Consider the following 4958-nt stretch of genomic DNA (forward strand, 5'->3'; position numbering starts at 1 on the left):
CTCCAGTGCCCCCGTCACCATCGCGCCCACTGACTCCACGCTCACCGACCCATGCCTTTGCAACAAATCCAGCGGCACCCCCAACTGCGTCACCTTCGACTCGTTCGAATACGGCACGAAGCCCCGCTCCACCACCGCCGACGCCCCCGGCACATCCGTCAGCGCCGCCGTGATGAGCCCTCCCGTGCACGCCTCCGCGAGCACCAGTCGCACCTTCAACTCCCGACAGCGCGCAATCACTCGCGGCGCCAGGGCCTCCAGGTCGCTGCTCATGCGCCCTCCCTCGGCACCGCCGCCAGCACCGCCACCAGCACGTCGTCGCGGAAGGTGATGCCCACCGTGCCCTCCTCCGCGCGCAGCCCCACCTCGGGGTGCACGTCCGGCGGACACACCGCCTCCATCGCGCCCTTCGGCCGGAGGCCCGCCTTGCGCAACCGCTCCCACCAGACGAGCGACGTCTCGTGGCGCTCACACCGCTCCGACTCGTTCACCGTGCCCACGATGTCATCCACCTCCCGGCCGAAGAACCGCTTGATGGCGCGGCGCTCTCCGGCTGGCACCGCCAGCGTATCCAGCAACTGGAACACGCGGGAGAAGTGATGCCACGCGTTGGCCAGCCGCTCGCGCGCCGGGGCCCGGTGGTGATCCACGTGGGGCTCGCACAACACCACCCCCACCGGCCCCAACGCCGCGATCCTCCCGAGCACCACGTCGCGCGGCTCGGGCCCCTCCGGCGCACCGTCCACCACGTGGTGCAGCGCGAACGCCGCGTTCACCACCAGCGGCCGGCGCACCCCTCGCAACGCCTGCCACACCGCCGCGTCCAGGTCCTCCACCAGCGACTCCAACCCCACGAACTCCAGCGACGCCCCCACCTCCCGCGCCACCGCCATCAACGCGCCGTGCGCCTCCCGCAGGCTCGCCCCGCAGGGGTCCACGCCCACCACCGACAGGTGCCTTGGCAGGGCGTCCGCCTTCGCCAGCATGCGCAGCAGGTTGCACTCCTGCCGCCCCTGGCCGATGCCCACGTCCAGCAGCGTCACCTCTTCGTGGCCTCGCAGGAACCCCGCGAGCAGCGTGTTCGCCACCGCGTCCGCCGCCGACGCCAGCGGCAGGTGCTCCATCAACTGACGGAACAGGTCGATCTGCCTCCCGCCGCCATCCACCTCCGAGGCCCGGTACGGGTGCAGCGCCCCCGCCGCGCCCTCCAACCTCCGCGTCAGCGCCGTGGCGAACACCCCGTAGTTCTCGTCCTCCGAAACCCGCTCCACATCCAGCAGCCGGTACAGCGCCGCCAGGGTCTCCACCGTTTCCATCGTCCGTGAGGACAACGCATGATCCATCGCCTGGAGCAGCAGTTCATCCTTCGGCGTGCGCATGCGTCCTCCCATGGGAAGCCCTGGCCGTGGCTTCCGCTCGACTTGAAAAACTGTAGCGATCCCCCTGTTCCTCCCTCCAGGGGCACGCACCGCGGGCGCATCCCGCAGTGTCCGCGTGCACATCCCGCCAACCCTCGCGGGCGGACTGGCGGGAGCCTGCGGGAGTGGAGGGACGCAGCAGCACAATGGCAACCATGGGACCGAGGTCCCCTAGCCTTCGCACGAGATTTCGTTGCCGTAACTGCCCGGCCGGGCCGTATGAACTTCACGGGCCACCCGCCATCCAGGGCCGGGAGGGCTGCCCGGACACGTGTCGATGGAGTCCCATGGATGCCTGCGGTGACAGTTCCGGGAGGGCCCGGTGTTGAATCGGCCACCCATGTTCCTCCGTCGTGCTGTCCTGCTGTCGCAGGCCCTCCTGCTTCTTGCTGGCACGCGTGCGCACGCACAGGGCGTCCCGTCCGGCACCAGCGAGCCGCGCACGGTGGAGGTGGACGTCCAGTCCACCGACGGAGGACAGACCCTCTCCGCCGAGGACGCCGCCCGCCTGGGCCTCGCCCCCGACGCGGGTGACACCGCGCTCATCCCCCCCACCCTCACCGCGGACGCGCCCGCCGCATGGCCGCAAGGACTGGAGGGCACCGCCGGTGAGGTGGAGCTGGAGCTGCTGGTGGACGTGGAGGGCCGCGTCGCGGAGGCGAAGGTGACGCGCGCCGCCGCCGAGCCGCGCCTCACCGACGCGGCGCTCGCCGCCGCCCCGGGCCTGCGCTTCACCCCGGCCACGCTGGGCGGCACACCCGTGGCGGTGCGCCTGCCGTTCCTCTACCGCTTCGCTCCGCCCGTGCAGGTCCCCGCATCGACGACCCACCTCACCGGCGAGGTGCGCGCGCGAGGCACCCGCAAGCCGCTGGCCGACGCGGCCCTGTTCGTCGACGGGGCGCGGGAACCCGCCGGCACCACCGATCCGCGCGGCCTCTTCACGCTGGACGTGACACCGGGCGCGCACCGCATCGAGGTCCGCGCTCCGGGCCACGCGACGACGGTGTTCGAGGAGAAGCTGGAGGCCGGCCAGACGCTCCAGGTCGTCTACCGGCTCCAGCCGCGCGAGGTGAACCCGTACGAGACCGTGGTGCGCGATGAACGCCCGCGCACGGAGGTCACCCGCATCAGCCTGCACGAGCAGGAGATCCGCGAGGTGCCCGGCACGCTGGGCGACCCGTTCCGCGTGGTGATGCTGATGCCGGGCGTGGGCAGCCTCGCGTCCGGCATCAGCTACCCGGTGGTGCGCGGCAGTCAGCCGGCCGCCACCGGCTTCTTCCTGGACGGCGTGCGCATCCCGATGCTGTACCACCTGCTGCTCGGGCCCGCGGTGGTGCACCCGGACTTCATCGACACCGTGGACTTCTATCCGGGCACGCCGCCGGTGCAGTACGGCCGCGTGCTGGGCGGCGCGGTGGAAGGAAGGCTCAGCCGTCCGCGCGAGGACCGGCTGCACTTCACCGCGTACGCGGACCTGCTCAACGCGGGCGGCTTCATCGAGCAGCCCTTCGAATCCACCGGCACCAGCGTCAGCGTGGCCGGCCGCTTCAGCTACTCCGCGCTGCTCATCTCGCTCACCGCCAACGCGCTCAACCGTCCGGAAGCGGAGCAGGTGCGCGCGGGCTTCTGGGACTACCAGGCGCGCGTCGAACAGAAGGTGGGCCAGGGCCGCCTGCGCCTGTTCGCGCTGGGCAGCTCCGACGACGTGGGCCTGTCGCCCGAGCAGCTCGAAAGCTCGGAGGGCGGCGGCGTCACCTCGCGCTTCCACCGCATCGACCTGCGCGGCACGCACCCGCTGGCGGGCGGCGAGGGCGAGGTCGGCATCACGCTGGGCTGGGACGGCCTTGGCCTCACCGGCGAGCAGACCCAGCGCGTCGGAACCGCCCTCGTCATCCGGCCCGTGGGCGAGTACGGCCTGGAGCAGACGAGCGTCTCCGCGCGCGCCGGGTGGAAGCGCGTGCTCACCGATTCACTGGAGCTGGCCGTGGGCACGGACGTGGAGCACCGCCGCTCCGCCACCACGCTCACCGGCACCGCGCGGCCTCCCGGCTGGCGCCCGTCCGACGACGCGGATCCGCTCAAGAAGCCCTCCGCCATCGCCACCTTCTCCGGCGCGTATGCGTCCGTCACCTGGAGGCCGTCGCAGAAGTGGGTGGTGTCCCCGGGCCTGCGCGTGGACGCGTACCACCTGGTGCCGGGCCTCACGTTCACCGCGGTGGAGCCGCGCCTGTCCGTGCGCCACACGCTCACCGACACCCTCACGCTCAAGGGCGGCGCAGGCCTGTTCCACCAGCCGCCCACCGTGCTGCTGCACCTGCCCGCCGTGGACACCGCCAGCCTGCGCTACGGCCTCCAGTCCGGCGCACAGTTCGACGTGGGCGCGGAGTGGAAGGCGATGGACGGGCTGGAGCTGAGCGCGGACGCGTACTTCAACCCGCTGTCCCGCGCGGTGGAGTTCGACCTGGTGGACGTGGCGGAGAACCGCCGGCGCCGGGGCAGCCTGGGACAGGACCCGGCCACCACCGGCTACGCCTATGGCCTGGACCTGATGGCGCGCCACCCGCTGGGCAACCACTGGTTCGGCTGGGTGTCCTACAGCCTCCTTCAGAGCAAGCGGAAGACGCGCTTCGCTCGCATCGGCGACGACAACCGGGTGCTGGAGACGGTGGAAGGCAGCCTGCCCTTCGCCTTCGAACAGGCGCACGTGTTCAACGCGGCGCTCAGCTACAAGTTCGGCAACAACTGGACGGTGGGCACGGTGGTGCACTTCAACACCGGCCGTCCGGAGTCCGGGCAGATCACCTCCCAGACGCAGCGCTGGGTGACGGATGCCAACGGCGACGCGCGCTGGGTGCGCCAGGATCTGGACCGCGCTGGCAGGCTGGCGCCGTTCTTCCGCGTGGACGCGCGCGTCGCGAAGTCATGGGCCTACCAGGACTTCACCCTGGATGCGTCGCTCGACGTGCTCAACCTCTCCGCGCAACAGGAGGTCATCGCCTACAACCACTACGCCGAGGGCCACCCGGATGAGACCGGCCTCTTCCCCGTCCGCAAGCCCGTCCAGATTCCCGTCATCCTCCCGCTGTTCGGGCTCAAGGCGACCTACTGACATGCGCCACGCCTCCCTCACCGTCCTGGGCCTGGGACTCCTGGCCCTCACCCACTCCGGCTGCGAGCGCTATCCGGAGGACCCCATCTTCGCGTACGGCCGCATGCGCCAGTTGGACGGCACCCCGCTGGCCGGCGCGCCGCTCACCCTCGAGCGTCGGCGCGACGGCGTCTATTCCCCCCTGAGCACCGCCACCACGGAGGCCAGCGGCGACTTCACCTTCGAGCTGCTCTCCGGCGATGTGGTGAACTGGCACGACATCAACGAACAGCAGTCCCGGCTGCGTCTGGCGCTGCCGCTGGATGCGAGCGGGCGGGGAATGTTCGTCCTGCTCTCGATGCAGGACGACGTGGAGTTTCCCACACTGCGACCGTGGGATGCCCAGCCGAGCGTGGACGTAGGGCCCCAGGGAAGCGCCATCGCCTTCCCGC

At 71.3% G+C, this 4958-nt stretch carries 4 protein-coding genes; 2 read left to right on the plus strand and 2 right to left on the minus strand.

Annotation, left to right across the window (positions count from 1 at the left end; all coding sequences use genetic code 11):
• Both D7V88_RS38855 and D7V88_RS38860 read right to left on the minus strand, forming a co-directional pair.
• A partial coding sequence (locus D7V88_RS38855) for a CinA family protein (protein WP_147449061.1) occupies positions 1-273 on the minus strand: 273 nt, incomplete at its 3' end.
• Positions 270-1379: a GRAS family protein gene (locus D7V88_RS38860; RefSeq protein WP_120545575.1), complete on the minus strand. Its 1110-nt coding sequence runs from the start codon at positions 1377-1379 to the stop codon at positions 270-272. The genes D7V88_RS38860 and D7V88_RS38855, both read right to left, overlap by 4 nt.
• Before the next feature lie 379 nt (positions 1380-1758).
• Here D7V88_RS38860 and D7V88_RS38865 point away from each other — a divergent pair, with 379 nt between their 5' ends.
• Both D7V88_RS38865 and D7V88_RS38870 read left to right on the plus strand, forming a co-directional pair.
• Complete coding sequence (locus D7V88_RS38865) at positions 1759-4527, plus strand: TonB-dependent receptor domain-containing protein (protein ID WP_120545576.1); 2769 nt, start codon at positions 1759-1761, stop codon at positions 4525-4527.
• A 1-nt stretch (position 4528) separates the two neighbouring features.
• A partial coding sequence (locus tag D7V88_RS38870; protein ID WP_147449062.1) for a peptidase associated/transthyretin-like domain-containing protein occupies positions 4529-4958 on the plus strand: 430 nt, incomplete at its 3' end.

Source organism: Corallococcus terminator, from assembly GCF_003611635.1.
GTDB classification, from domain to species: domain Bacteria; phylum Myxococcota; class Myxococcia; order Myxococcales; family Myxococcaceae; genus Corallococcus; species Corallococcus terminator.

Bases quoted from the DNA above. Each gene is read 5' to 3' on its own strand.
- D7V88_RS38865 (WP_120545576.1), top strand. From the start codon at position 1,759: ATGTTCCTCCGTCGTGCTGTCCTGCTGTCGCAGGCCCTCCTGCTTCTT.
- D7V88_RS38860 (WP_120545575.1), bottom strand. From the start codon at position 1,379: ATGCGCACGCCGAAGGATGAACTGCTGCTCCAGGCGATGGATCATGCG.